This is a genomic window from Gracilibacillus timonensis, from assembly GCF_900086715.1.
GTDB classification, from domain to species: domain Bacteria; phylum Bacillota; class Bacilli; order Bacillales; family Amphibacillaceae; genus Gracilibacillus; species Gracilibacillus timonensis.
This window is the reverse complement of the sequence record NZ_FLKH01000011.1, coordinates 468,112-494,218: the sequence shown is the minus strand read 5'-3', so window position 1 is coordinate 494,218 and position 26,107 is coordinate 468,112. Positions and strand designations below refer to the sequence as shown.

Here is a 26,107-nt window from a genome sequence, read left to right as displayed (position 1 = left end):
ATGAGGAAATGAGCGTGGAAATGTTGGGAGAAAAACATTATACAAGACGTGTTAGTCAAGTTGGGAATAGTTTGTCAGTAAATATTCCGAAAGATTTAGCTATGAAATTAAAAATGAATAAAGGCGATGAAGTTGAGGTTATATATGATGAAGAAAAGGATGGATTAATCATAAAAAAAAGAAATCGTCTTCCTGACGGTATTCGTCCAGAGGTATTAGGAGCAATGAATCGAGCAATTTCAAAATATGATAAAGCACTTCGTAACTTAAAAGATAGATAAAAGGTGGTTTTGAGGGGGAATGATGTACCTAACAGGAGAAGAAATATCAGTTATTCACTATACCATTATGGAAATGTATGATGATATGGAGCAAGCGGGAATCAAGTTCCCCGATAAATTTGAAGCCATGCTAGAAAGACCGAAAATAGAATTGTTTGGGGAAGAACAGTACCCATCGATAGAAGAAAAAGCTTGTTGTTATTATCATTCAATAGCAAGGGGTGGACATATCTTCCATAATGATAACAAACGAACTGCTCTGACGGTTTTTGAAACCTTCCTTAATGTGAATGGTTATGAATTCACCATGACCAATGATGAAGCGGAAGATTACACTGTTTATCTTGCAGAAGATGATAAATTTAAGGAAAATGATTGCATTCATTACCTTGTAAATGAACTGGAAGATTATATTAAGCCCTTGTTAACAGAATGAAAAAAGACATTTTATCAATGGATATAGCAGATAACAGTTAATACTAAATAGGTGTTGCCATTATTGGTATCGCCTATTACAGATCTACACGTGTCCTTAACCAGTAAGACGATATTTAAATAATCGAACCAAATTTGTGAATTATCATTTGTCTCATTCAACCATTTTTGCCTCTTTTAACTCTTCAACTTTCATCCAAATTCCTCGCCTATTGTTCCTTACAAGTTTATCTTACAATTGATCAGGGATTCACCTATCTCCTCGAAACAGATCGCATGGATTTTCAAGAACGGCTGCACAACTTGGGTTCGGTACTCTTATGTATATACATCTCCTCTTAATTCTCTTATAAGATCAAGAAACTCTAAAATTTCCATTAATAGGGCTGGCAATAGTAAAATGATTAAGCCCACTATGGCAAAAATCATGTTAACACTAAAAAATTTTTTTCGACTCAAAAAAATTACGACAGCATAAAGGAAAGTGCCTGCAAAAACAGCGTCTTTGAGTTCTATACCAAATCGAAACAAAAAACCTTCAGGATTCCCATCTTCATTTATTTCTCCTATATCTGTATAAATAGTCCAATAAACTAGTATTAAGATAATATAACCTAGTATCAATAATGTAGAGCTGATCGTTGTTTTATTAATCTCGTTACACTCCTTCCTTTTTACGTCGACAAGATACTCTTTCTCTTTCTTGTTCCTAAATTATCAATAATTTGTACACTATTGTAAAATAAATTCTAATTTTTACAATACATTACTTTCTATATTTTATTTTATTTGTTGATTATAATACGACTATCTCTTTTCACTAACGAGTCCAAATGATAAAGCAGTTCCCATCCCGCTATCCGCTAAAAAGACTAAACTCTATCTAATAAAGGCTCACAACATTTCTTGAATTTCTTATTACTGCCGCAGAGGCATAACTCATTTCGCCCTGGCAAGGGTTCTCCTGACCGATAATAGTGATTAATATTCGTCTTCCTGATTTTCTGGGCAACCTTTGTTATTTTTTCGTTGGCATAACGATAGACCTGCTGATAGCTTTCACAAAAATAATCAACGCCGGTCGTCGTCTGATCGCTTACTCGGTTTCTTGGACATCCGCCATGACACAAGGAGAGAAATTCACACTGTTTGCATTGATCAGGGAGATTGGGTTTCATGGCAAGAAAGTCATCCCATTTTTCATGGTGGGCTATTTCCGACAAGGTATCTTGTCCCACGTTGCCTAAACGATAATCTTCGTGAATAAAAAAATCACAGGGATATGCATCCCCATTTTGTTCCAATACCAGCATCTTAGGACACATTTCTTGGTGCACACACAGTTCGGCCTGCTGATGCAGTAATACCGCTAAGATGTTATCAAAGAAGCGAATCGATAGCTTCGGATCGCCGTCATTGTACCAATAGTGAAATGATTCACATAAAAAGTCGCCATATTCCTTCGGCGTTATGTGAAATACACCGGGCTGATCCACATGCTGTGATTGAAAGTCCATGCACGGAATAAATTGGACAAAGTCAAACTGTTCCCGTTGATAAAAATCCATTAATGCCTTGGCATGGTGGACATTATTTTCATGAATAACGGTCAATACATTAAAATCCACTTCGTAATCTCGTAAATGTTGGATCCCCTTCATAATCGCCTGATAGCTACCTTTACCGGTACTGGTTACGCGACGTTGGTCATTGATTTCCTCCGGGCCATCGATACTTACCCCGACCAAAAAGTTATATTTCTTGAAAAACGCCGCCCATTTCTCATTAATCATGGTTCCATTGGTCTGAATACTGTTACTGATCATTGTCCGTTTGGGAGCATGCTTAGCCTGCAATGCCACAACCTTTTCAAAAAAAGGCAACCCTGCAAGCAGTGGTTCTCCGCCTTGCCAGGCAAAGCTGACGACACCATTAGATGCTGCCATATATTCCTTGATAAACTTTTCTAACACCTCGTCCTTAATTCGTTCGATATGCCCTGCTCTGCCGCCACAACGACTATAATAGCAATAATCACAAGCAAGATTACAAGCCTCTGACACCGTCTTCCACATCACACCGGAAATCATTGGTTGCTTCCTGTTGATGACAGGCGTTTCAATCTCTACCATTTCGACATTCCTCCTCTCCCTATTATTGTATCCCAATTAAGATAGCGCCTTCAATAACATTGGGTATTAATTCATATATTGTTCACTTACAGCTTCTGTATGGAGCTAACCATGAAGAATGATATTCGTTTGAGACGATAAAAAAGTGCTATCCTCCATAATTTCGGGGAATAACACTTATTGATACTTAACATTTAATATTTTCATTTTCAACTTATTATGGTGAGGCATTATGGATACCTGATTATTGATCACTTATGAATACCCTCTCCATCGTTATATTTATTCTAACAATAAAAAACTAAAGTGTGCCTTTGAAGGATCATTTACATTTGTCCAAAAGTTATTTGAAATAGAACTAGATCAGTAAATCGAATTCTAACTCTATAACCCTCATGCTCAATCCGAATCATTTTTCAAAACAAACCATACTGCCAGCAATTGCATTTGTTAACGGTAGAGTAATAAAATGGGACTGTTGCACAATCAAATAATTGATGTTCAACACCCCCTTCATGCTAGCTTTATGCATTTCATTAAATACTCTTCTTTGCTTACACATCTAATCGCCGACGAAGCTTTAGAGCCGAAATAGCGAATATAACGAAGGCTGCTAATGCACCAGCAGTAACCATTATCAATACATTTCCTATCGGAGGGTTGAATAACAGAGCAACCGAAAAGATTAGAACGGCACCAGTTAATCCCATCCCTAAAATACAAAATGCTAAAACGTTATTCATTCCATCACCTCCCTCTCCTTATACTGAAGCGAAACAACCTATTACTCCAGCACTACCACATATTGCAGCTAATGATTAGTTTCGGAGCGTTAATAGTTGCGATTATGTCAGATAAAAACCATAAATAAAATCCACCCTTGAGTTAGTGGCTCATTAATAGGGTGGAAATACTCTTAACAGTGCCAGCCCCCTTGTAGGGAACTAGGCTATTGTGTAGGACTGAAGGTGTTAGCGCACCTTTAGTCTTTTTTAATTTATTCAGTTTCTAACATTAGTATACCCTTTTTGCGTAAAAAAGAAAACATCTAATGCTTTTATGGAGTATTAATATTCAATACACGCTGTTTTTGCCCTCCTGCCTAATTAACTGCTGATCCTCGATTCGGTAAACAGAATCGGCGGTTTGCTCGATAAAACGTTGATCATGAGAAACTAATAAGATCGTGCCTTGATAACCAGCGATAAAACGTTCCAATGCCTCAATCGCATCGATATCCAAGAAGTTGGTTGGTTCATCTAAAAGCAAGATATTGTATCTGCCTAAAAACAGTAAGCTTAACTGGAGACGAACGGCTTCTCCACCGCTTAAGAATTGAACATTTTTGGTCAGATCCGTGCCTTCAAACCGCATCGCATGCAAGACACTTCGTAAGAACGATTCTTTAAAATCGGAACGAGCCTTTACATAATCTAACAGGCTAGATTCACTAGTAAACTGATAACTCATTTGCCGAAAGTAACCAATCTTCGCTTTGGGAGAGATGGTTAGCTCCGGGTTGTGTGCCGCTATTTGCTGCAGCAGTGTGCTCTTGCCACTGCCATTTGCCCCTGTAAGAGCAATTACCTCACCCAGTGGCAATTGAAAACTAGTTTGATCAAGCAATACATGATCTGGGCCATCAAGGGTGTAGCGCTCACCCATTATTGGAAATTTATTGTGCAGTTCTAAGGACTTCGCCTGATGGAACACAATCGGTCGTTTGTAGGTAACTGCTTGGACCTCTTCCAGTTGATTCATGCGTTGTTCGATCGCCTTGGATGCCTTTTGCATCGCCTTCTGACTCGACCCTTTCGATTTCGTCATAAACGATTTATCCGGTTTGGCATTGGCCTCTTTTTTCGACATGCGACCTGCTTGAGCCACCTTTTGTGCCTTCTTCATTTTTTCTGCCGCCGCTTGTTCTAATCGTTGTTTTTCCTTTACAAATTGTTCACGAGCCTGCTGTTGCTGTTCGATTTCCTGTTGCTTCTGTTCGATATATTGACTGTAATTCCCGGCATATACGCGTATCTGACCTTGGTCCACTTCCCAGATCGTAGTCACCAATTCATCCAAAACGGCTCGATCATGACTAATCAGGACAAGCGCTCCATAATAATAGCGCAATTGATCTAATAAAAAGGTAATTCCATCTTGATCCAAATGAGTGGTTGGCTCATCGATCAATAATGCCTCATAATAATCACTAAACAATTGCGCCAGCTTTTTCCTCGTTTGCTCACCGCCACTAAGTCGATCGTCCGACTCCGGAACGGCCAGTTTCCCTAATAAGGCTGGATCTGCTGGATCATTGCTTGGAGCCTCTATTTGTTCAAAGTAACCACTTGTCACATGACGATGAACTTTCCCATAAGTTGGCTCGATTTGACCTGCCAGCATTTTTAATAAGGTAGACTTGCCTTCCCCATTCTTACCGACAATCCCAATCCGATCAAACTGGTGCACTGCCAGTCTTTCTATCGTCAAAATATCTTTATCTAAATACGTCATTCGTACGTTATTTAATTCATAGGATAATAATTCCATGTTGCATACCTCCACTTTTTTTAAAATACAAAAAATCACAGACGGTCTGTCTGCGAATAACAAGTGAAGGGAGTTTTGTGCCTATCCGATCCATCAAACATACCGAAATAAGCATACAGCTATGCTGCAGCATTCGATGACTACACAAATAAAGAAAGATAGACGTATCCACCTTTCTTCTCCAGTACCATATCTTGTTCAAGAAGATTATTAAAAAAGGACAGACTTATCCCGTTCACTCTGTTATCCAAACAGAGCCTTTGAACCTATTCAATTACTTAGTTCAAAGTGGGGAAACGAAGTCGCATCGCGTGTGTCATTTTTTAATAATCCTCCTTCTCGTATGTTTCCACTTCATTATATAAATTTCTTTGATTCTTGTCAACAGCGGCAAGCCTTTCCTATGCGCTCTTAGAGAAATATGATACAATGCAGGTTGTACATATCCTATTTGTTTAGAGGTGACTATCTATTGCTTTGGATCGCCCTTTTAACCTTGAGCTTATTTGTAATCTTTTTGATTTCTTATCTACGAGACCCGCGAAAAATTATTAATGGATTTTTATTTAATAGCTTTATTCTCGCTTTTTTGGTTACTTGTCTGATGTATACCTTTCAAACAGATACGACACAATGGAGTGCTTGGATTATATTCCCTATTGTAGCCATACTTATTCTTATTCCATTTGCCTTCGTTGTCCTGATTGTTGGGTTGTTTCTCAATGCAAGAACCTTAATGCGCAGGGAAGGAAGAAAACTAGCCAATTCGCTCACGCTGTTACTGGGGCTTGGCATGTTGTTTCTCTTGGTGGTAAGAATGTTGGATCTGTCCCAATTGGTATCCAACAACCTGCAGCCATTATTTGGAGGGGCGGGGCTGATCACGATGTATTTCTTTTTGCACATGTTCAACTTCTTAACTGCATATACATTGTATCAATTTAACCGGCCCAAAAGAGATCAAAATTTTGTGATCGTACTAGGTAGCGGATTGATTAATAACAAGGTCCCTCCGCTCCTAGCCAATCGGATCAATAAGGCAGTCGCCTTTTATCAGAAACAGAAAAAGGTCACTGCCCCGCCTAAAATTATCCTTTCTGGTGGACAGGGACCGGACGAGGAACGGCCGGAAGCAGAGGCGATGCAGGAGTACGCCATTCAGCAAGGGATTCCTGCCGAGGATACGATCCAAGAAAATCAATCCGTTAATACTTATGAGAACATGGTTTTCTCTAAAAAAATCCTGGATGATCGCAAACCAGACGGAGATTATCGCAGCATTTTTACCACCAATAATTTTCATCTGTTTCGTGCTGGTATTTATGCCCGTAAGGCAGGACTGAACAGTCAAGGCATTGGTGCCAAAACAGCCTTTTACTATTGGCCTAATGCCATGGTAAGAGAATATATCGCAATCGTTGTTCTGCAACGCAAGCGACATCTTGCTGTGGTAGGCAGTATTCTTTTTATTTCGATTTGCTTATCGATTATTAACTGGTTCTTTGTTTATTAACCTGAAGGAGGTGTTTGGAGTGGAAACGAATAAAATATTGTCAGCGCTTTGTTATTTCAGCATCTTCTTTGCGCCGATCATCTTACCGATTGTGGTCTGGATTGTTGGTGATGAAGAAAGCAAACGACATGCCCAAAAAGCGTTTTGGTCGCATATTATCCCCGTACTGACTGTCATTCTCGCTTTTTTTGTGGTGAGTGCCGTTGGATTCACTCAATTTATTCAATATGATCAGGGAACTGCTTTCATTATTACAATGATGGTTGCAGGATTTGTCTGCTTCTTAGTCAGTGTTTTCTATTTTATCTGGAATATCGTACAAGGCGTTAAAATCCTTAGTGCTAAGTAAGGAGAAATCAAATTGAAGAAATTAAACACAGATACACAGTACCTCAAATTTATGCAGTTGAAAAGGGAGCTTATCGAGTCTTTCGAAGTGTTCCCTTTCACCCTGCCTGTCATACAACATTTTCAGGATATCGTTTTCCATCCGAATGTCACGATGATTATCGGAGAAAACGGTATGGGAAAATCGACATTGTTAGAGGGAATTGCTGTGTCACTAGGCTTCAATCCAGAAGGCGGGTCGAAAAATTTTAACTTCTCCAGCTATGATTCCCACACCAATTTGGATGCGTACTTGCGCATCGCCAAGGGACCCTATCGTCCGAAAGACCATTTCTTTTTACGGGCGGAAAGCTTCTATAATGTAGCCACGTATGTGGAAGATATTGATCAAGATCCATCAGGCGGGGGCAGAGTAGTCGACTCGTTTGGAGGTACTTCCTTGCACCAACAATCGCACGGTGAATCGTTCTTCGCCGCCTTTAATGAACGATTTCGCGGTAATGGCTTGTATGTCCTTGATGAGCCCGAAGCTGCTCTGTCCCCACTGCGGCAATTATCACTGTTAAGCCGGCTGGATGAGCTGGTGCACCAGGGCTCTCAATTTGTGATTGCTACCCATTCTCCCATGTTAATGGCCTATCCTCATGTCAGGATTCTTGAACTATCAGAGGACGGGCTACAGGAGAAAGCGCTGGAAGAGACGAGTCACTATACAGTGATGAAACAGTTTTTTGAGGATAGGGGGCGGTTGTTTTATCATTTGTTTCGATGAAGTGGTGTGTTAGTCATGAGTATAATAAGGAGGATTGTATATCTTGATTGCTTTTATCATAGCAGGAATTATTTTTATTCTTATAATAGTAGTGATCATTAAGGTATTGGTAAAGAAAAAAAGACCCACTAACTCTTATACTCCATTTGATGCTATTACAGGTCAGGAACATAGCGAATTCCATGAAGAACGTGAAGAGTACGTACAAAAGGAAGATGAGCGGCAGGATGATGATAAGGATAAATAGTAATGGTGCTTATAAATTATTCTCCATACTTCTCTTTCAACTTTTCAAATACCTGTTCAGCTTCTAAAAAACTTTCTCCTTCTTTCCTTTGTTTTTCTGCTTGGGCTAATTTCTCGTATAACTCCAATTTTGCTAAAGTTTTTTCATCAGTCGCCATACTCATTAGAACCATATCACCGGTATTTGAGCTCCGTCACGATCTGAGATTGTAGCTTTTATTCAAGTCTTCGTTGGCCAATGATGACGGCCGTTTTTATTGCTTCTACCGAGATTTTGGACGTCATTTTTAGAATGACGCCCATTTTTGCTGCTTCTACCGAGATTTTGGACGTCATTTTCGGAATGACGGCCATTTTTGACGCTTCTACCGAGATTTTGGACGTCATTTTTGGAATGACGGCCATTTTTGACGCTTCTACCGAGATTTTGGACGTCATTTTTGGAATGACGGCCATTTTTGACGCTTCTACCGAGATTTTGGACGTCATTTTTGGAATGACGTCCATTTTTACTGCTTCTACCGAGATTTTGGACGTCATTTTCGGAATGACGAGTTGGTACTAAATCTCTCATCCTTCTATTCCTTTTACCGGCGGATCTCCCAGGGTTCATGCATTATCTGCAGCACAGCGCTCACACGTGTGTATAGATATCAGCACTTATCTCTTCTCCGCTGCGATCATTAAAAACATCGGTCTTCGTAATTCATCTTTCATTTCAGGGATTTCCTCGAGTGCTTCTGCCGATGGTGTGGATTCTTCTACTTCTTGAATCCTGAACCCGGCTTGGATGACATCGTTCATATAACTTGCTACGGTACGATGATATTTCTGCACATTATCCGCTAAAAAGTTCGTTTCCCGCAGTCCCTCTGTGTGATAATGGTCAACCGGCCAATGCAGGTGATTGCCTTCCTCATCATTATGCCAATCCTGTTCCGCCCTTGCTGTAAAAATGGGATGTTCTACGGAAAAGACAAACATACCACCTGGCTTTAGATACGGATATACTTGCCGACATATAGCAGAAAAATCTTCGACATAGTGAAAAGCTAAGGAGCTGAATACCACGTCAAATTGCTCGTCATCAAAACTCACCTCTTCCAACGGTGCCTTGATATAAAAGATTTCCGGATCATCGGTCATTGCTTGGGCCTGGATGATCATATTTTCTGATATGTCAACGCCAATCACAGATTGAGCTCCCTGTTCTTTGACATAACGGCAGTGCCAGCCAAATCCACAGCCTAAATCCAATACGGCCTTTCCTTGCAAATCTGGAAGCATTTCTTTGACAATATGCCACTCCCCAGCAGCCTCTAACCCTTTGACCGATCTGGGCATCTCTTTGTATGCTTCAAAAAATGCTTGGTTATCATATTTATTTTGTTTCATTGTCGATTCTCCTCGTATACTACTGATTTTTCTTTCTATCATGATATATTCATACTACGCCAGTCCATGCACTATACCTTTGGTAAAGGAACTTGTAACAGTCTTAAAAAATCCTTTTGCGATTCCAATTCTCTAGACGCAATAAAGTCAATAAACGCTTCATCATCTCGATGTGTCTTTTCAAGTAAAGCAATATATTCCGCTCGCAAAATGGGAGGGATCAGTGCAGGAAGATAGCCATCCTGAATAAGGGCGGTATTCATTAATAGTCTGGCAACCCTGCCATTGCCATCTTTGAAAGGATGTATAAATACAAACTTCTTGTGAAGAATGGCTGCGAATTCTACTGGATGATACTTATTTCGTTCTGTTTTGATCCATTTACATAGAGCTTCTATTTCATAAGGTATCTCCTCAACCTTACTAACTGGATAATCAGAACCCGATATAAACACGGGAATATTTCGATATTTACCTGCAAAATCCATATCAATATTTTGATAAAATAATTGATGCAGATAGAGGATATCCTTTTCTACGATCTCTTTATGATCAAGTAGTGTAAACATCTGGTTATATGCCTTCGCATGGTCGACGGCTTCATACATATCTCTCAGAGGTCTTCCTCCAACGGTTAGTCCATCTTCTATGATGACTTTTGTTTCGCTCTCCGTTAAGGAATTACCCTCTAGCGCATTAGATGTCCAGGTTAATCCGACCCGATAAAAATCTCTTATCTGCTTTAACATTTCCCCTTCAAATGGCCTTAGTTCATTAATACAATGCTGATATACTTCCAATTTTTCAAATGGCCCCATCATTTCCCTCCATTCTTGGCTTTGTTTTCTCGGCTTTTGCTTTGCCTAAACTTTCATATAGCTCCTCATCTAACGGCATGCATATAATTTCATTATGAACGCTATCTTCTATTTATACAACTTAACCATATCTTGATGTTTATTTTACAGTAGCTTTATCTATCTTTAACAATCGACTGCTATGATTGATAACTGTAGGGACCTCCCCTCTGACCTTATTCAAAAAGTAAAGGAGAATGTGAATTGAGCGTGAGCAACGTAATGCAAACAAGTCAAGCTTTGAACCTTGCCGGTGTGCACAACTTCCGTGATCTTGGCGGTATGAAGACAACAAATGGTCGCACGATCAAGCATGGATTACTCTTTCGTTCGGCTGACCTGACAGACGCTACGACAGAAGATAAGCAATTATTCCAAGATCTTGGCATTCGCACCATTTTTGATTATCGTACAGCGCAAGAGGCAAATGATCGTCCAGACCCACAACTCCCTAACGTGAACTATCATCGCGTTGCGGTCAATAAGGAAACGGGTGAAGCAAGCTATCAATCGCTTGAAGATTTATTTGCTAAAGAACAGCCAGATAGCTTCGGTACGGACCTCTTAGTGGCATTATATCACAACTTACCAATTGGAAACTATTCCTTCCAGCAGCTAATGGCACATGTCAAACAGCCAGCGGACAACCTGCCTTTGATTCAACACTGTGCAGGAGGTCGAGATCGTACGGGGATTGGTACGATGATTATTTTATTAGCTTTAGGGGTTGCTTGGGAGGATATTGTCGAAGACTTTCTCTACTCTAATGTTTTGTTAGAAGACTATCACCAGCAAATCTTTACACAACTAGAAGACAAGATACCGCCGTCACAGTTGGAGCCATTCAAAAAGGGATTCCTGTTGCAAGAACAATACTTAACCTTATCTTATCAAGCCATTCTCGCACATTATGCCACCATAGAAGAATTTTTAACCCAAGAATATGGTATCACAGCAGACATTCGCATGACCTTACAAGACTATTGTCTAGAATAAATCATTCATTTTATTAAAGAGGAGTGTTCCAATGAACAAACTATCATTTATCCATTTAACCGATACACATGTGTTGAAAGACTATCAAGGAAGTTTCCTAGAAGGACTGGACAAGAACAGTTCTAATCCTAGTGATCAATTAATCAAAATCCTTCAGTTTGCCGAAGCCCGCAAGAATAAGCTTGACTTCTTGCTTGTTACCGGTGATTTAGTGCATGAAGGGGATGTGGAGGACTATCAGCACTTAAAATCCCTGCTAGAGGAACATACCAGCCTTCCTATCCATCTAAACCTTGGCAATCACGATGTCACCCCTGCTTATTGGGAAGCCTTCCATCAGAAGTTAAATTGTGAAGACGAATTATTTTATACCGTTGATATCGATGGTTTCCGTCTCATCGTTTTAGACTCCAGTTATGATAAGAGCGGAACTGGGCGGGTCAGCGAAGAACAGCTAGCATGGTTGAAAGATGTCCTAGCTGTTCCTTCCCAATTTGGAAGCCTTGTTACGGTTCACCATCCGATTGATGAAGATATGTCTTTTGGTGATCATAGCCTGGTTAATTCTGAAGAATTGTTGAAAGTACTAGATAATGAAGAAATCATTGCCGTTTTAAGCGGACATATCCATAAAAACTGGATTAAAAGCTACCCTCATTTTCTGTTATCAGCGGCAGAAGGGACCTGCTTCGGTGTAGAATTTGATGGCGAGAAGGCGGATTTCACTGATAACAGTGCGTTTAATATTTGCACCATTGAAAATGGCCAGCTGCAGATTGAAGTGACTCGTGTACCAGAAAACAATCAAGTACTCTTTAGCTATGAATTAAATCTTGCTTAAAGAGACCGTAGTTTAGCTATTTTTTAAAAGAGGAGCTATCAAAACGATGAAAAAAATAAGTATATTTCTAACATTTGGTTTACTGTTGTTATTTCTGGCTGGCTGCGGCATTTGGGGACAGCAGACATCAACTGCTAGCGAAAGCACGTCAACCGATTTGGTCGAACTTGATCCAGACAATCCTACACCAATCAACTTTTATACCTATAGTTTGGCAATCCCCAGCATGAAGGATGGGATGGAGCAATTAATTCAAGACTTTAATGATACGGTTGGTAAAGAGAAAGGCGTCATTGTCGAAGCAGTAGCCGACCCTAATTTTCAACAATACCAAGCTGATATCACGGCTGGGAAAGAGGTGGATGTTGTCCAGCACGTGTTTGGCACCTTAGACGCCTCCAGAATGAATTTGGGCTTCGAGGCTTATGAAGATGTATTTCCAGAAGAAGAGTTAAACGCTCACTTAGAAGGTATCTCGGAAAATGCCTTACAACTCGGGGTAATCGATGAAAAAATGTACGGGTTGGCCTTTACCTTTAGTACACCGATTGTCTTTATAAATGGCGGACTGTTTGAAGAAGCCGGATTAGATCCCAATGATCCGCCGGAAACCTGGGCAGATATCAAAGACTATGCCCTGCAAATCAAAGAAGCAACCGGGAAGGACGGATTTGGATTGGAACCAGACAATGGCTGGGTTACCGATAGCGTCTTTTTCAGTAATGGGGCGGACATCTTAACAGAAGATCGTTCTGAAGCCGTTTTTGCTAGCGAAGAAGGCATGGAAGCGATGGAAACATGGAAGGATATCTACAATAGTGGTGCTCATGCCATCGGCTCTACCTCCGATGTGCCCGAGCAATTCATGGCAGGTAACTTAGGAATGTATATCACCTCAACTGCTATGCACAGCGGATTTAAAGCAGCTTCTGAGGCTGACGGTTGGGATTTATATGGCGCTGCCCTGCCACAGTTTGGTGACAAACCTAGCATACCGGTTAACTCCGGTAGTGTCCTTGCTGTACGCCCGGAATCGCCTGAAAAGAAAGCAGCGACATGGGAATTCATCAAATATGTAACAGGACCTGAGGGGTACACAACGATCACCGAACAAATCGGCTATTTACCTCTTCGTACCGGCTTAGCGGAGGACCCAGATTATTTAAAAGATTTTGTGGCTGAGAATCCTCTATATAAGATTAACTTGAAACAACTGGAACATATTCGGCCGGCAACCATCTGGCCTGGAGACAGTGCCACCGAAACCAGCGCCATCTTTAGTGATACCATTGTGGAAGCTATTTCCACCGATGCAGACGTAGCAGAATCGTTAAAAAACGCCGAAAAAGCGATTAATAACGCGCTAGAATGATCACTTGGTATGATTGCTTTTGAGCGTGAAAGCAACCATACCATTTGGAGTAAAGGATGAGGTATATGTCTAACCAGAGCCATTCGATTGATATTTCCACACTGGAGCCTGTATCAGCAAAGTCAAAGCGTGCCAGAAAGTGGCGCTTACTTACAAAACCATATATGTACCTGGCTCCAGCTCTCGTTTTATTATGGATTTGGATGTATTATCCGATGTTATCCACGTTCATACTTGCCTTTCAGAACTGGGGAATGGTGCCGGGAACGTCACCTTCTCCCGCAGGCCTGGATAACTTTGTACGTTTATTGGCCAGTAAAGACTTTGGTATTTCCATTATTAATACGATCTTCTATACCGTGGGCCTGCTTCCATTCTCGATTGTGATTCCCTTATTTCTGGCTGTAGCCACTCACAAAATGGAAGGGAAAATGAAAAATGTCTATCGCGCCATGTTCTTTATACCACTGATTTTGGCACCAGTATCGGTGGGGGCCATTTGGCGCTGGTTGTTTCACCCTACCAATGGATTGGTGAATGATCTGTTACTGCGATTTAGCTTGATCGATGCACCGATTGCTTTTTTCTCAGACCCAGTCTTTGCCAAATGGCTGATTCTTTTGATTACCGGCTGGAAAATGATCGGGTTTGGAACGATTTTGTTCTCGGCCGCCTTAACCGGGATTAGCAAAGATTATTATGAGGCAATTTCCTTGGAAGGAGCCAACCGTTTTCAGCAGTTTCGTGATTTAACACTTCCTTTGTTGTCACCAATGATTTTCCTTGTCTTAATGATGAGCTTGTTATTCTCTAGTCAATGGACGTTTGCCTATATCGATATCCTAACCCAGGGTGGTCCGTTTGGTACATCGACGAATATTTATTATGAAATGTATAAATACGGCTTCTCGAATATGGATGTCGGATTAAGTGCAGCCGCCGCCATGTTGTTCTTTATTGTCTTTGGCATCATTGCCTTTGTGTTAAATACGATCACCAAAAAATATGCCTTTTATGATAATTAGGGAGGGAGTGCAGCTATGAGACAACGAAAACTTTCCGCAAGCACCATTATACAGCATACACTATTGATTTTACTAAGCCTGATCGCTATATTCCCTTTATATTGGATGGTGATCTCATCGTTAAAAAATGAAGCTGATATTTTTAGTTCCAGTTTTATACCATGGAACGCAACATTTTCTAATTATGTCTATGCCTTTCAAGAAATGCCGATTTTACGCATGATGCTCAACTCATTTGTGATGGCAATCCTATTAACGGCTATTCAACTGATTACGAGCATTCTCACAAGCTATGCTCTGGTGCGCTGGCAAGTGAGGGGAAGTCTTTTTATTTATACGATTATCAGCCTATCTTGGCTAATTCCGATGCAAGTGATCATGATCCCTAACTATGTATTAGTCAATCAAATCGGGCTAAATGAGACGATCTTGGGGATTGTCGTTCCCTTATCTGTTTCTACCTTTGCGATTTTATCGCTCTATCAAGGCTTTCGTTCCTTCCCTAAGGCTTTGATCGATTCAGCCAGACTAGACGGCGAAAAGGATTTCTTTATCCTCGTCAAGATCATCTTACCCAATTTGAAGTCAACGATTGCTTCGCTTGGTATTCTATTATTTATCAATGGCTGGAATGAATACCTTTGGCCCATGTTGATTACGACAGAAATGGAGAATGCCCCGATTCAAATCGGCTTGCGTTCCTTTGTGAATTCGGATGTGAACATGTGGGGATCGCTGATGGCGGCAACAACAATATCTTGTCTGCCTATCTTGATTATTTATTTACTACTGCGAAAACACATTATCGAATCCTTTGTACGTTATGGAATTAAATAAAGGAGGAGTATCAAATGGCACAAATCACCTTACAACATGTCAAAAAATCGTTCGGTAAAGCGGATGTCTTAAAGGATATTAACCTAGAGATTCAAGATGGATCTTTCACCATATTGCTTGGTCCTTCTGGTTGTGGTAAATCAACCTTACTAAGGATTCTAGCAGGTTTAGAGGAGGAAAGTGCAGGTCATATCTATATGGACACAAAAGAGATTACCTATAACGAACCAAAAGATCGCGATGTCGCGATGGTGTTCCAGAATTATGCCTTATACCCGCATATGACCGTCTATCAAAATATCGAGTATGGTCTAAAAATTAAGAAAATTCCAAAAGATGAACGGAAACGAATGGTAGCGGATGTACTGGAAATGGTCGAATTAACCGATCATGCCCAAAAAAGACCGAATAAACTGTCAGGCGGGCAGCGTCAACGCGTGGCCTTGGCTCGTGCCATTGTCAAACGACCTGGTGCTTTCTTTATGGATGAACCATTATCCAATCTGGACGCCAAATTACGAAATCATATGCGCCAGGAATTAATCGAACTGCAGCAGCAACTCCAAACCACGTTTTTGTATGTCACCCACGATCAGGTCGAGGCGATGTCGATGGGAACCCATATCATTATCCTGAATCAAGGAAAGGTCATGCAGCAAGGTACACCTAAGGAGATTTATACAAATCCCGAGAACCTGTTTGTGGCCCAATTCATTGGTTCTCCAGCCGTTAATATTATCGAGCAAGGCGATTATTCGATCGGGATACGTCCTGAAAAAATGCAGCTTATCACACCTTTTGATACAGCAGCAGGTGATTACCAGCTTGAAGGTGAACTTCTTTCGACCGAACAACTCGGCGGGGAAACGATCTACCGTGTCAAGACGGCATACGGTAAACTCCATGTTAAAACGCCAAGTCAATGGGAGGCTGTGGATAATAAGATAAAGCTTTCTTTCAAAAAAGAGGATGTCTTCTTTTTCGACAATGACGGTGAACGTACCGCACCGGATTATACCTTATTAAAAGACTTGCGAGAGGAACCACAGCTTCATTTTGCATAATTTAAAAAAGGATTCCTGCTTGTGTGGGGTGGAATCCTTTTTTTGTAAGATAAGCGTATATCATTTTGCATGAATAAATTCTTATTCAGGAACAGCCGTGTCCAGCTCCAAGCGCCAAACTTTAGAGATTTCACGACACGCCCTACGATAAAGAAGACTTAGCGACTGGCAAGCCAACAGACGCAGACAGAGCTAAAGTCGCACTTATGCCCTGCGGGTGAAAGTCAACATCGACTCCTCACGTCGCCGTGTTTCCTTTATCTCAGCTGCAACGCGCAGGTCTCTACGTTTTTAAGAGGGCGCTCCTGCGCTTTTCGTTCTACTACTCTTTTGTCCAATACTCCATCCCATTCTCCTGCGTCAATGTCCAGTTCCCGTTCTGATAGGTCATACCATGCAAGCTTGTATAACCAACCGGGAAAACAGCTTGGTGATTACTCCATTCTTTTCCCTTTAACAAATGATAAATGATATTAATCACCCCGCCATGGGTGACAATCAGCACATTCTCCTGATTGCTCTTCGCTAACGGCGTTTGACAGATCTTTTGAAATGCTTTTTTAATCCTTGTAAAAAATTCCTGAGGGCTTTCTCCGCCCGGATATCTTTCTTCCATCTTCAAGCGATTGAAGTATAGACCAGGATATCGCCTGTTTGCTTCTTCATTAGGCATCCCTGCTAATACACCGTTATTCGTTTCCCGCCAATCCGTGGATGTTATCATTGGTAGATCAAGCGCCTCACTTATGTAAGACGCGGTTTGCGAGGCCCTGTTCAAATCACTGGAGATAATCTTCACAATAGAAAATTGATCTTGATGCTGTACCAAATAAGCAGCCAATTGCTTAGCCTGCTGTCTGCCCTCTTCTATCAATCCTTTCTGACTCCATCCACCGCGATACCCTTCCTCATCTCGACCATGACGCACCAGATAAACAGCCATCTACATCTTCCCTTTCTCACTAAATTGGGATAGGTGACTCGATTCATTGGCATAATTAATCTGCCATTTGCCATCGATATGTTCCAGCTCCGACAAACCGGCATTGACTAATCTTGTTTTTCCCGTTCCTAATTCATGATTAGAGAAGAGCGACAGAATGACATTAATCACCGCTCCATGGGCCACCAAAAGGACACGCTGTTGGGGATAATCAGTTAAAATCCGCTCCAACCCATGAGAAACCCTATGTACAACACTTTCCCTTGTTTCCTGATCTGGATAAATTTTATCGGGATATCGGGACATGCGCTCCTCTTTGGATAAACCTTCCGCCATACCAAAATCTCTTTCTACAAATTCTTCCATTTTTATCAATGGAATATCCAGCCTCTCATTCATTATCTCTGCCGTGCGGGCCGCGCGGGACAACGGACTAGTGACCATGACATCCCAATCGTATTGACTTAAATAATCCCTGCATTCCCGAGCTTGCTGTATCCCGGTTTGATTGAGTTCAATATCCGTTTTTCCTTGTATTTGACCTGTCTTATTCCAATCGGTTTCTCCATGTCTGACAATACAAATGCGTGTCATATCCCTTCCCCCTCATCAGCTTATGTACTTGTTGTTTATTATACTAGAAAAAAGGGGGAAACTGCTATCAGAATATATCATCCAACTGATTGGAATATCCAAAGCAGAGCAATAAGATGAATTGAAAAAAATACTGCTGACTAGTCATTGTGTCAAAACCACAAATCTAATCAGGTAAAATGATACGGTTGACAACCGGTTTATCCCATAAAATCGATGTTTTTGTATTGCCATATGGAATTAATTTCTCAATCAATTGTGTTAACTCATCCATTTCCTTTAATGCTGCTTTCATATAGTAGTGGACATGTCCAGTGGCTCGGTAACATTCGATAATACTTTTCTCCTTCTGGATTACCTTTTCAAACTCATTGTGAGAAATAGACAATTCACTTAATTCGATCATAATCAATAACTTTTTCCCTACTGAAAGAGGAGAAACGATCGCAGAGAATCGTCCAATTACACCATTTTCTTGCAACCTTTTCAATCGTTCCGTCACACTCGGTCTGCTCAATGCCAAATGTTTTGATAATTCACTGATTGACATTCGACCATCCTGCTGTAACAACTTAATTATTTCAATATCCAATTGATCCATGTCACTCACTCCAGGTTATATTTTCATAATGTTAACTATTTCGCTTAAATAACTGCAGATTGCCAAGAAAAAGCAACAAACTGCTTCGTTTTCGTATATACATTGCAATTTATTTGTACTAACATTATAACCAATCTTCAATTATTTGAAAATTCACAAAATAAAAAATGAAGGAATGAGGTTAGTGCATACTGTACATCGCAGCGCTTCTTCGTCATTTTAAAAAGGAGGGAACCATCATGAGCCATTTATCCAAGATCATTATTTTGGCAGGTGCGTTTGTATCTTTTATACTAGGTGCTGGAACTGCAACAGGGCAAGAGATTATGCAATTCTTTGTTCCATTTGGTTATATTGGGACCGGAGCTATTGTGATAGCAGCTATTTTGCATATGTGGTTTGGTGCTTATACGATGGATGTAGGTTCACGTTTGCAAGCAACGGATGCCAAAGATGTTTTTAACTATTTTTGCGGAAAATATCTAGGGTTCTTTTTTTATTGGTTTGCCCAATTATTTATGTTAGTCGTTTTTGTTGTCATGATTTCAGGAGCTGGCGCCACAGTCAGCGAACATTTTGGTACAGGAGACATCCTAGGACGAATCATTATGGCTGCTGCAGTTTTAATCACTGCCTTAGCTCGATTAAACACTATTATAAAGATATTAGGTATTGCCGGCCCTATTATTATACTATTTGCTGTCATTGTTGGGATTGGGAACTTCGATAGTGAAGGCATTCGCCATTCTAATGAACTAATTAGCGAACTACAACTACTGCAGGCTACCAACAGTTGGTGGCAATCAGGGTTTATCTATTCATCATTTGTTCTTTTAATTGCTGTACCTTTTCTTGCTAACCTAGGGAAAAATGAAACAAATAGACGCACCGTTATATTTGCTGGAATAGTAGGCGGTTTTATTATGCTGTTAGGTGTTTTTGCTATTTATACAGGCATTCTTTCCCATATTGAAGATGTACAAGACAAAGGAATTCCTACGCTTTTTCTAGCCGATCAAATCAGTTCTATATTAGCCTTGTGTTTCTCTATTATTCTTTTAATTGCTATTTATACAACTGCTGTGGGAATGCTTTGGACCGTATCACTTCAATTTTCAGGAGGGAATCCTACTATTTATAAAATCATTACCATTGCCTTAACTATCATTGGATTCTTCGGTGGAGCCTTACCATTTGCTACAATTATTGATCTTGTCTATCCCATTGTAGGATACATTGGCTTAATTTTAATGGCTTGCATGCTTTATCGCCAATTTATTAACAAAGGTTCATTAGGAAAAGAGGGAATTTAATCATGAGTAAATATGAAAAAAAAGAAAATTATATCAGAGAGAAATTAGATATGCCTTTTACAGGGATTACTTCTTTTAAGAAATATCCTATTTGTACAAATCTAGACGACCTAGATGCTGATTTTGCCATTATTGGTGTACCAAACGATATGACCACTGCTTGGCGTTCAGGAGCTCGGATGGGACCACGATCCATTCGCGAGCAATCTTCCCTTTATGCATTTGGAGCAAGCTATGACCACGAAAAAGATATTATCTATGATGAGAAAGATGTGAAGATCTTTGATTGTGGAGATGTATCGATCATTAATGGTGATGTGGAACAAAGCCATGAAAATACAGAAGAAGCAGTCAGAAAGATTATTGCAAAAGGAGCCATTCCCATTGTGTTAGGTGGAGATCATTCCGTCACCAATCCTGTTGCTTTCGCTTTAGAAAGTCATGAAAAAGTGAATGTGGTACAAATTGATGCTCATTTGGACTGGTTAAAAGAAGCCTCAGGGCAGCGTTTTACCTTAAGCAACCCGATGCGCAGGATGTCTGAAATGAATCATATCCATAAAATGGCTCAGATTGGTATTAGAGGTGTTGGCAGCAGTCAAAAGGAAGATTTTGATGATGCAAGAAACTACGGAAGTAAGATCATCTCACCTAGACAGTTAAGAAAACAAGGGATTGCTCAAGCGCTAGAACATATGCCTGAAGGTGAAAAATATTATGTAACGATTGATATTGATGGTTTAGATGCCTCCATCGCTCCAGGTGCAGGCTCTCCTTCTCCTGGCGGTTTATTTTATGAAGAAGTCAGCGATATATTAGAAGCTATTGCAAAAAAAGGGAATGTGATTGGTTTTGACTTAGTAGAAGTCAATCCGCTATATGACCCAACACATGTGACATCGCAAATCTCGGCTAGACTAATCATTGATTTTATTAATTATATTATTAAAGAAAAGCAACTAAACCAATAATATGATACTGCAGACAGTGATAAAGTGAGAATTATTTCAGCGGGGGCCGGTCTTCGCCCCTGAACGATAGCGAGACTTATCAGGAGGTTTAGAGACCGTTGTTTTCCATTCCTGTCATGGGTTAGGTTAGCTCTTTTTATTGCAGGAAAACTTACGGACTCTTAACGCTGTGATAAAGCGAGAATTCGTTCAGCGGGGGCCGGTCTTTGCCCCTGAACGATAGCGAGACTTATCAGGAGGTTTAGAGACCGTTGTTTTCCATTCCTGTCATGGGTTAGGTTAGCTCTTTTTATTGCAGGAAAACTTACGGACTCTTAACGCTGTGATAAAGCGAGAATTCGTTCAGCGGGGGCCGGTCTTTGCCCCTGAACGATAGTGAGACTTATCAGGAGGTTTAGAGACCATTGTTTTCCATTCCTGTCATGGGTTAGGTTAGCTCTTTTTATTGCAGGAAAACTTACGGACTCTTAACGCTGTGATAAACAATACATAAAGCTGCTGCACAGGGAATAAATCGTGTAGCAGCTTCATGTTCCTTTTTACTCCGCAAACAAAATAAGCATCGTAATCGACGTTCCTTCTTCCCCCACTTTGACAAAACCTAATGATTGATAAAGCTTTACCGCACTGGTATTCTCAGGATCTACACTTAACGACAAACCCGGATAAGGGGATGTCTTAGCCACCTGCAACAATTTGTTCATCAGCTCTCGCCCCAGTCCTCTCCCTCTTGCACCAGAAGTAATCGCAATGCCTAGCTCTGGAATATCATGACGAACAAAGCCATAGCCCGGATTCCGCTCATCAAACAAACGATACCATGCGGCACCGATGGCCTTATCCTCTTGCTGGTACGCAATAAATGCCGTATCCCCCTGCCTTCCCCAATCTTGATGATATTTGCGCAGATGCTCTGATTGAAGCAGTACATGTTTTGCAGGCTTATTCTCCGAGATGTAGATCGATTCGTATAACATATCGGTTAAAAAGTCATAATCCGCCTTCGTTCCGGTATAGGCTCTGATTTCAAACATGCTGTATACCTCCTTATTCGTCGGGATAGTGAGCTTGCAGAAACTGAACGGATTGCATGATTAAGTCCCGCAATACATCTTCATCTATATCAGCCAGCTTATTCACATAAACACAGCCTTTACCCGCCTTATGCTTACCGAACTTCTCCAGTAATGGCGTGCGACTGTCATCTCCAGTTGCAAAATAAAGGCTGAACTTTGCCTTACGAGGCGAAAAGCCAACAAGTGGAGCGTCTCCTTCATGACCAGTATCATATTTATAATGATAACGACCAAACCCGATAATACTAGTCCCCCACATTTTTGCTTCCTTTCCGGTTGTCTCTGTAAAAATATCTAATAAACGATAGGCATCCTCACGTTTGCGCTCGCTCTCTACTTTTTCAATAAATTCAATCACACTGTTGTCGGTTTCTTTTGTTTTTAGTTCATATGCCATTTGATTCAGCTCCTTTTTGTACATACTCATTTGGACAACTACCATGCTAAACCGTTATATTGTTTCATGCTTCCTATTATAACGGAAAACAGTAGTTTGTGGTATTGTCAAAGAAGCAGTGTTGATTAACATTATGTTATATAATAGGTAAAAAATAAAGGAAGGAAATAGTTGAGGAGAAAACAAATAATATATCGTAATATCCCCGCCATCCACATTTATCCCGGATGCTTCTCTTCAAATCCAGAAATTCACCTCGGGATAAATGCTGAATGCGAAAGGTTGACTACATTGCTTCATAGTTAGGATAGCTATCTTCTGTACATAATAGCTGAAAATGGTGATGCGTACGCAAGATGCTAGCTGGACATTGAGAAGAAACTTGTTCATAAAGCAAAGCGTAGACAGCGGGGCGTTTATTCGCTCCTGATGCAATAATGACCGCCTTGTCTGCCTCCATGATCTGAGACACTCCCAAAGTCAATCCCTGTTCAGGCGCTTGCTGTTGATCTGCAAAGTACTTAGCGCCAACCGACGTGGTGGTTTCCTCTAAGTGCACTACATGGGCCTCTTTGGTGAAATCTACTCCTGGTTCATTAAAACCAATATGTCCATTAACACCAATGCCCAAAACCGTCAGATCAATCCCTCCCAGTTCTTTAATCGTTGTATTAATTTGACGGCATTCCTCCTCTACATCATCCGCTTTTGCATCAAACCCATGAATCTGACTTTCAGCGATCTGTAATGGTTCAAACAAATTGGTATATAAAAAATGTTGACAACTTCCTTCATCCTGCTTATCCAGCCCCACCCATTCATCTAACAGGACAAAATGGGACTGACTAAAATCGGCTTCGTTTCTCCTTTGTGCCTCCACCAAATAACGCATCATTCCTTTTGGCGTGTCACCAGCTGCCAGACAAAAACAAGCATTTGGTTTTTGTTTCACTTGACGAATCACTTCAGCTGCAGCAAGACTGGATAATGCCTCATAATCTGCCACTACATTCAGCAGTGTTTGTTTGGATATCACATGCATTCTCCTCTATTTTTTATCGTTATTTCTCCATCTATTGTCATTAATTCTTGGTCGGACTGGATACATTGAATCGTTAACGGGTCGGACCAGCCAAAGCGGCAATTCCCGATATGATCTTCTTGATAGCTTATTTCCAAGTTATGTTGATTGACCTGTACCCTTGCCGACTGTATATATGTCTGAAATTCTGCAAAGCTTGCAAATGTTGCCGCGGATCCCATTCTTAAAATCCAGACATTCTTACGCCCTGGGGAAATAAGCTCTCGTTGTCTATTAATACCTTCCTTCGTTAACGTGAAGCCGTTATTGGCATATACAGCCAGAAAATGATTCTCTTTTCTCAAGAAAAACCAGCTATTCTCTTGCACCACTTCATCAAAAGCAAATGTCGGGACATAAGCATGGGTGAAATCCACCTCATGATGGTCGATGTTAAAAAGAACAATCGCCAAGGATTTATGCTGTGCTACTTTGGGCAGCACCCCGTTACCTGCCCAATAGCTCGGCCTGCCGTTACCTTGTACACTTATTTCGCCAGGATGATTAATCCATACATTCGCCTCCGGCCCCATGCTTGCTTGTATTACATGCTCTTGATATCCTGCCTCTCCCTCTTTAAACTGGAGAGCTGAAGACAGCATACCAGTCGCCTCTTTATACGTATATAAATTCACATAACCATCCTGTCCTTGGCTATTCCTGTACAAGAGGGACTGACCAGCCGGCAGTTTCGTATATGCAGCAAATGTTTCAGGTGGTCTGTAAGAGGATAAAGATAAAGATACCGAGCCAAATGTTGCGTAATTCAACACTCCTTGTCCCCAGGCAATCCATGATAGATTGGTGGTTTGGGTATTGTAATTGCCTTTAAGCTCTTTTTCATATACCCTTCCTTGTGAACAGGTAAGAAAACCATGATAGCTATTCAATGCCAGCCATCTAAAGATTCTATCCAAAGCCGTTTTGGCCTTTACTCGTATATGACTAGCTGCAGCCAAATCATACAACGTGATCAAACCGATGACATTAATCGGCATATACGGTGCAGAATTCCATTCTAATAACCCTTCACTGAAAAAACGATCAAACCACTTATTCAAACGTTCTTCCGCTCTGTTATAATGTTCCTCCCCTTGAATACCAGCATTAACGAACCACTCATTTCCCCATAACTGTCCCGCCAATAGCTCGCAGGTGTGAAACATCAGGGCATGATTTTCACTATAAAACCACATCACATCATTCCCAGGTTCATCCATCCAGTATCGAAAGTTAAGTACCATTTGTTTTATGTTTGCCTTCCGTTCTTCCGTCATCATTGGGTGATCTGGATAATGGTATAACATCTTTAAGAACATCACCAAGCTAAAATCACTGCAATCTCCTCTATTATTAATGAGGTCCATTTCTAATTGCATGATCGATTCCAATAGATCCTGCTGCTGTTCCTCTGGCGTTTGACTTAGCATAGCAGCGAGTTTGTGAATATTAGGTTCACCATACTTGGATGTGAATGCCAAGGCTTGCTTTTTCCGCTCCTGCACCGAATCAGCCGGAGATGGGGAAAGATGAATAGGGAATATTTCTATACCAAACGGCTTGCTAATTGCAATAGCTCCCTTGACTGCCCTTACTTCAATGGCTGTATATCCCATCTGGAAGTCTTCTACTTTACCAAGCCTGACCTCCGTATCTCCTTGGTTAATCAAATAACTTCGATATTGCTGCTGACATCTTTCTACTTGCATTGCTATAGACATAGTAAAAGACGTCTCTGCTTCCGAATCCCATTGCAGATAGATATCTCCACTTGTAAAAGTATCTCTTGGGAAATAAGCCTGCGTCAGTAACGCTTCGATGTGTTTCATTTCATCTGCATGATGTTCCCCTATAGGCAGTACCACTTGAAGCGGTGTTTTGTCTTGATAGTCCAAACGAAAAGAAAATTTTGTATCTCTCTCTGCCAAATCATCATAATAGATCTCCACTCTGTTCCGCCCTTTCTGAAGTCGGCACGTCATGGTCGTGGAAGAAAGTTCATTTCTAGTAAACGGTGCAAAACTAGTCGATAGCTCGCCATTCACCCATATCTGGATCCCGCCACACGTGTACACTTGGAAAGAATAATCCTTTTCCTTTTCTGCATACCATTCTGCATAGGCCCTGGCTTCTATGTGCGTAGGGGTATCCCAAAATCCTTCCTTTTCTACTAATGGATTGCCAAAGGGAGTGTGCAGTTGCCATGATTGCTCCAGTTGAGATAAACCCGCATATACTTCGTCCTGTGGAAACAGGATCAACGGACTAGCTGGTTTTCTTTCTTTTAAAAATTGTTTTCTGCCAGGGTACTCATGGATAGCGAAGCCTTCCAACAGCCAATCATTGATCCCGCCCTCTTGGACAAATTCCTCAAATATTTTGGGTGTCTGAAATACGCCTAAAGTCAGCCATCTATTAACGGCTTCTCCCTGTTGAATTGTGTAATGGAGTTTTTGCACCCTTATTC

29 protein-coding genes are annotated in these 26,107 nt (G+C 40.8%); 16 read left to right on the top strand and 13 right to left on the bottom strand.

Features of this window, described 5'->3' with window-relative positions:
• The first annotated feature begins 8 nt into the window (after positions 1–8).
• Positions 9–281 (top strand): AbrB/MazE/SpoVT family DNA-binding domain-containing protein, encoded by a 273-nt coding sequence (locus BN6556_RS09705; RefSeq protein ID WP_066190334.1) that lies wholly within the window; start codon positions 9–11, stop codon positions 279–281.
• Between the two features lie 19 nt (positions 282–300).
• Positions 301–717, top strand: a complete 417-nt coding sequence (locus BN6556_RS09700; RefSeq protein ID WP_066190331.1) for a type II toxin-antitoxin system death-on-curing family toxin — start codon at positions 301–303, stop codon at positions 715–717.
• 871 nt (positions 718–1,588) lie between these two features.
• On the opposite strand, the gene BN6556_RS09690 is transcribed toward BN6556_RS09700, so the two are convergent.
• A complete protein-coding gene (locus tag BN6556_RS09690) occupies positions 1,589–2,848 on the bottom strand; it encodes an anaerobic sulfatase maturase (protein WP_235817482.1) in 1,260 nt (419 codons plus the stop codon).
• 554 nt (positions 2,849–3,402) lie between these two features.
• Positions 3,403–3,591 (bottom strand): hypothetical protein, encoded by a 189-nt coding sequence (locus BN6556_RS09685; protein ID WP_066190326.1) that lies wholly within the window; start codon positions 3,589–3,591, stop codon positions 3,403–3,405.
• On the opposite strand from BN6556_RS09685, the gene BN6556_RS22805 reads away from it, so the two are divergent.
• A complete protein-coding gene (locus tag BN6556_RS22805) occupies positions 3,573–3,719 on the top strand; it encodes a putative holin-like toxin (RefSeq protein ID WP_392388590.1) in 147 nt (48 codons plus the stop codon). The genes BN6556_RS09685 and BN6556_RS22805 overlap by 19 nt on opposite strands.
• Before the next feature lie 203 nt (positions 3,720–3,922).
• Here BN6556_RS22805 and BN6556_RS09680 read toward each other — a convergent pair whose 3' ends face one another.
• Positions 3,923–5,398, bottom strand: coding sequence for an Msr family ABC-F type ribosomal protection protein (locus tag BN6556_RS09680; RefSeq protein WP_066190324.1), 1,476 nt, complete (start codon positions 5,396–5,398; stop codon positions 3,923–3,925).
• Positions 5,399–5,870: 472 nt separating this feature from the next.
• Here BN6556_RS09680 and BN6556_RS09675 point away from each other — a divergent pair, with 472 nt between their 5' ends.
• Genes BN6556_RS09675 through BN6556_RS09660 form a run of 4 tightly spaced genes read left to right on the top strand, consistent with a single transcriptional unit; the run spans position 5,871 to position 8,278 of the window.
• Positions 5,871–6,911 carry a YdcF family protein gene (locus BN6556_RS09675; RefSeq protein WP_066190320.1) on the top strand — a complete coding sequence of 347 codons (1,041 nt, stop codon included), beginning with the start codon at positions 5,871–5,873 and terminating at the stop codon, positions 6,909–6,911.
• Between the two features lie 19 nt (positions 6,912–6,930).
• Positions 6,931–7,260 carry a DUF4870 domain-containing protein gene (locus BN6556_RS09670; RefSeq protein ID WP_066190317.1) on the top strand — a complete coding sequence of 110 codons (330 nt, stop codon included), beginning with the start codon at positions 6,931–6,933 and terminating at the stop codon, positions 7,258–7,260.
• 51 nt (positions 7,261–7,311) lie between these two features.
• On the top strand, positions 7,312–8,031 hold the full coding sequence (locus tag BN6556_RS09665; protein WP_066191287.1) for an AAA family ATPase: 720 nt from the start codon (positions 7,312–7,314) through the stop codon (positions 8,029–8,031).
• Positions 8,032–8,074: 43 nt separating this feature from the next.
• On the top strand, positions 8,075–8,278 hold the full coding sequence (locus tag BN6556_RS09660; RefSeq protein ID WP_066190314.1) for a DUF3951 domain-containing protein: 204 nt from the start codon (positions 8,075–8,077) through the stop codon (positions 8,276–8,278).
• A gap of 16 nt (positions 8,279–8,294) precedes the next feature.
• Here BN6556_RS09660 and BN6556_RS22070 read toward each other — a convergent pair whose 3' ends face one another.
• Positions 8,295–8,435, bottom strand: coding sequence for a hypothetical protein (locus BN6556_RS22070; RefSeq protein WP_161485683.1), 141 nt, complete (start codon positions 8,433–8,435; stop codon positions 8,295–8,297).
• 80 nt (positions 8,436–8,515) lie between these two features.
• Here BN6556_RS22070 and BN6556_RS21890 point away from each other — a divergent pair, with 80 nt between their 5' ends.
• Entirely contained in the window at positions 8,516–8,842 is a 327-nt protein-coding gene (locus BN6556_RS21890; RefSeq protein ID WP_148436717.1) for a hypothetical protein, read from the top strand.
• A 95-nt stretch (positions 8,843–8,937) separates the two neighbouring features.
• Here BN6556_RS21890 and BN6556_RS09650 read toward each other — a convergent pair whose 3' ends face one another.
• Positions 8,938–9,672, bottom strand: coding sequence for a class I SAM-dependent methyltransferase (locus BN6556_RS09650; protein WP_066190310.1), 735 nt, complete (start codon positions 9,670–9,672; stop codon positions 8,938–8,940).
• 71 nt (positions 9,673–9,743) lie between these two features.
• Positions 9,744–10,493, bottom strand: a complete 750-nt coding sequence (locus BN6556_RS09645; RefSeq protein WP_205410320.1) for a Fic family protein — start codon at positions 10,491–10,493, stop codon at positions 9,744–9,746.
• A gap of 246 nt (positions 10,494–10,739) precedes the next feature.
• Between BN6556_RS09645 and BN6556_RS09640 the strand changes: the two genes are divergently transcribed.
• The 6 genes from BN6556_RS09640 to BN6556_RS09615 all read left to right on the top strand — a co-directional run bounded on the left by BN6556_RS09640 (position 10,740) and on the right by BN6556_RS09615 (position 16,664).
• The gene (locus BN6556_RS09640; protein WP_066191285.1) at positions 10,740–11,525 is read left to right on the top strand and encodes a tyrosine-protein phosphatase; all 786 of its coding nucleotides are present in this window, start codon (positions 10,740–10,742) and stop codon (positions 11,523–11,525) included.
• A gap of 31 nt (positions 11,526–11,556) precedes the next feature.
• The gene (locus tag BN6556_RS09635) at positions 11,557–12,366 is read left to right on the top strand and encodes a metallophosphoesterase family protein (protein ID WP_066190306.1); all 810 of its coding nucleotides are present in this window, start codon (positions 11,557–11,559) and stop codon (positions 12,364–12,366) included.
• A 46-nt stretch (positions 12,367–12,412) separates the two neighbouring features.
• Entirely contained in the window at positions 12,413–13,738 is a 1,326-nt protein-coding gene (locus BN6556_RS09630; RefSeq protein ID WP_066190303.1) for an ABC transporter substrate-binding protein, read from the top strand.
• A gap of 65 nt (positions 13,739–13,803) precedes the next feature.
• Positions 13,804–14,763, top strand: a complete 960-nt coding sequence (locus BN6556_RS09625) for a carbohydrate ABC transporter permease (RefSeq protein ID WP_066190302.1) — start codon at positions 13,804–13,806, stop codon at positions 14,761–14,763.
• 15 nt (positions 14,764–14,778) lie between these two features.
• Positions 14,779–15,600, top strand: coding sequence for a carbohydrate ABC transporter permease (locus BN6556_RS09620; protein ID WP_066190299.1), 822 nt, complete (start codon positions 14,779–14,781; stop codon positions 15,598–15,600).
• A 14-nt stretch (positions 15,601–15,614) separates the two neighbouring features.
• Positions 15,615–16,664 (top strand): ABC transporter ATP-binding protein, encoded by a 1,050-nt coding sequence (locus BN6556_RS09615; RefSeq protein WP_066190296.1) that lies wholly within the window; start codon positions 15,615–15,617, stop codon positions 16,662–16,664.
• A 322-nt stretch (positions 16,665–16,986) separates the two neighbouring features.
• Here the strand turns inward: BN6556_RS09615 and BN6556_RS09610 are convergent, their stop codons facing one another.
• The 3 genes from BN6556_RS09610 to BN6556_RS09600 form a co-directional block, all read right to left on the bottom strand.
• Positions 16,987–17,607 (bottom strand): histidine phosphatase family protein, encoded by a 621-nt coding sequence (locus BN6556_RS09610; protein WP_066190293.1) that lies wholly within the window; start codon positions 17,605–17,607, stop codon positions 16,987–16,989.
• Positions 17,608–18,201 carry a histidine phosphatase family protein gene (locus tag BN6556_RS09605; protein ID WP_066190290.1) on the bottom strand — a complete coding sequence of 198 codons (594 nt, stop codon included), beginning with the start codon at positions 18,199–18,201 and terminating at the stop codon, positions 17,608–17,610.
• Between the two features lie 166 nt (positions 18,202–18,367).
• Complete coding sequence (locus BN6556_RS09600) at positions 18,368–18,802, bottom strand: Lrp/AsnC family transcriptional regulator (RefSeq protein WP_066190287.1); 435 nt, start codon at positions 18,800–18,802, stop codon at positions 18,368–18,370.
• 239 nt (positions 18,803–19,041) lie between these two features.
• On the opposite strand from BN6556_RS09600, the gene BN6556_RS09595 reads away from it, so the two are divergent.
• Together BN6556_RS09595 and speB are read left to right on the top strand one after the other, a co-directional pair.
• Positions 19,042–20,115: a YkvI family membrane protein gene (locus BN6556_RS09595; RefSeq protein ID WP_066190284.1), complete on the top strand. Its 1,074-nt coding sequence runs from the start codon at positions 19,042–19,044 to the stop codon at positions 20,113–20,115.
• A 2-nt stretch (positions 20,116–20,117) separates the two neighbouring features.
• Positions 20,118–21,086: an agmatinase gene (gene speB / locus BN6556_RS09590; protein WP_066190280.1), complete on the top strand. Its 969-nt coding sequence runs from the start codon at positions 20,118–20,120 to the stop codon at positions 21,084–21,086.
• A 539-nt stretch (positions 21,087–21,625) separates the two neighbouring features.
• On the opposite strand, the gene BN6556_RS09585 is transcribed toward speB, so the two are convergent.
• The 4 genes from BN6556_RS09585 to BN6556_RS09570 all read right to left on the bottom strand — a co-directional run bounded on the left by BN6556_RS09585 (position 21,626) and on the right by BN6556_RS09570 (position 26,099).
• Entirely contained in the window at positions 21,626–22,120 is a 495-nt protein-coding gene (locus tag BN6556_RS09585) for a GNAT family N-acetyltransferase (RefSeq protein WP_078060018.1), read from the bottom strand.
• Between the two features lie 13 nt (positions 22,121–22,133).
• Complete coding sequence (locus tag BN6556_RS09580; RefSeq protein ID WP_066190277.1) at positions 22,134–22,559, bottom strand: DUF1801 domain-containing protein; 426 nt, start codon at positions 22,557–22,559, stop codon at positions 22,134–22,136.
• A 286-nt stretch (positions 22,560–22,845) separates the two neighbouring features.
• The gene (locus BN6556_RS09575; RefSeq protein ID WP_161485682.1) at positions 22,846–23,595 is read right to left on the bottom strand and encodes a glucosamine-6-phosphate deaminase; all 750 of its coding nucleotides are present in this window, start codon (positions 23,593–23,595) and stop codon (positions 22,846–22,848) included.
• On the bottom strand, positions 23,592–26,099 hold the full coding sequence (locus BN6556_RS09570; protein WP_078060017.1) for a hypothetical protein: 2,508 nt from the start codon (positions 26,097–26,099) through the stop codon (positions 23,592–23,594). Before BN6556_RS09570 ends, BN6556_RS09575 begins: the two co-directional genes overlap by 4 nt.
• Positions 26,100–26,107 lie beyond the last annotated feature (8 nt).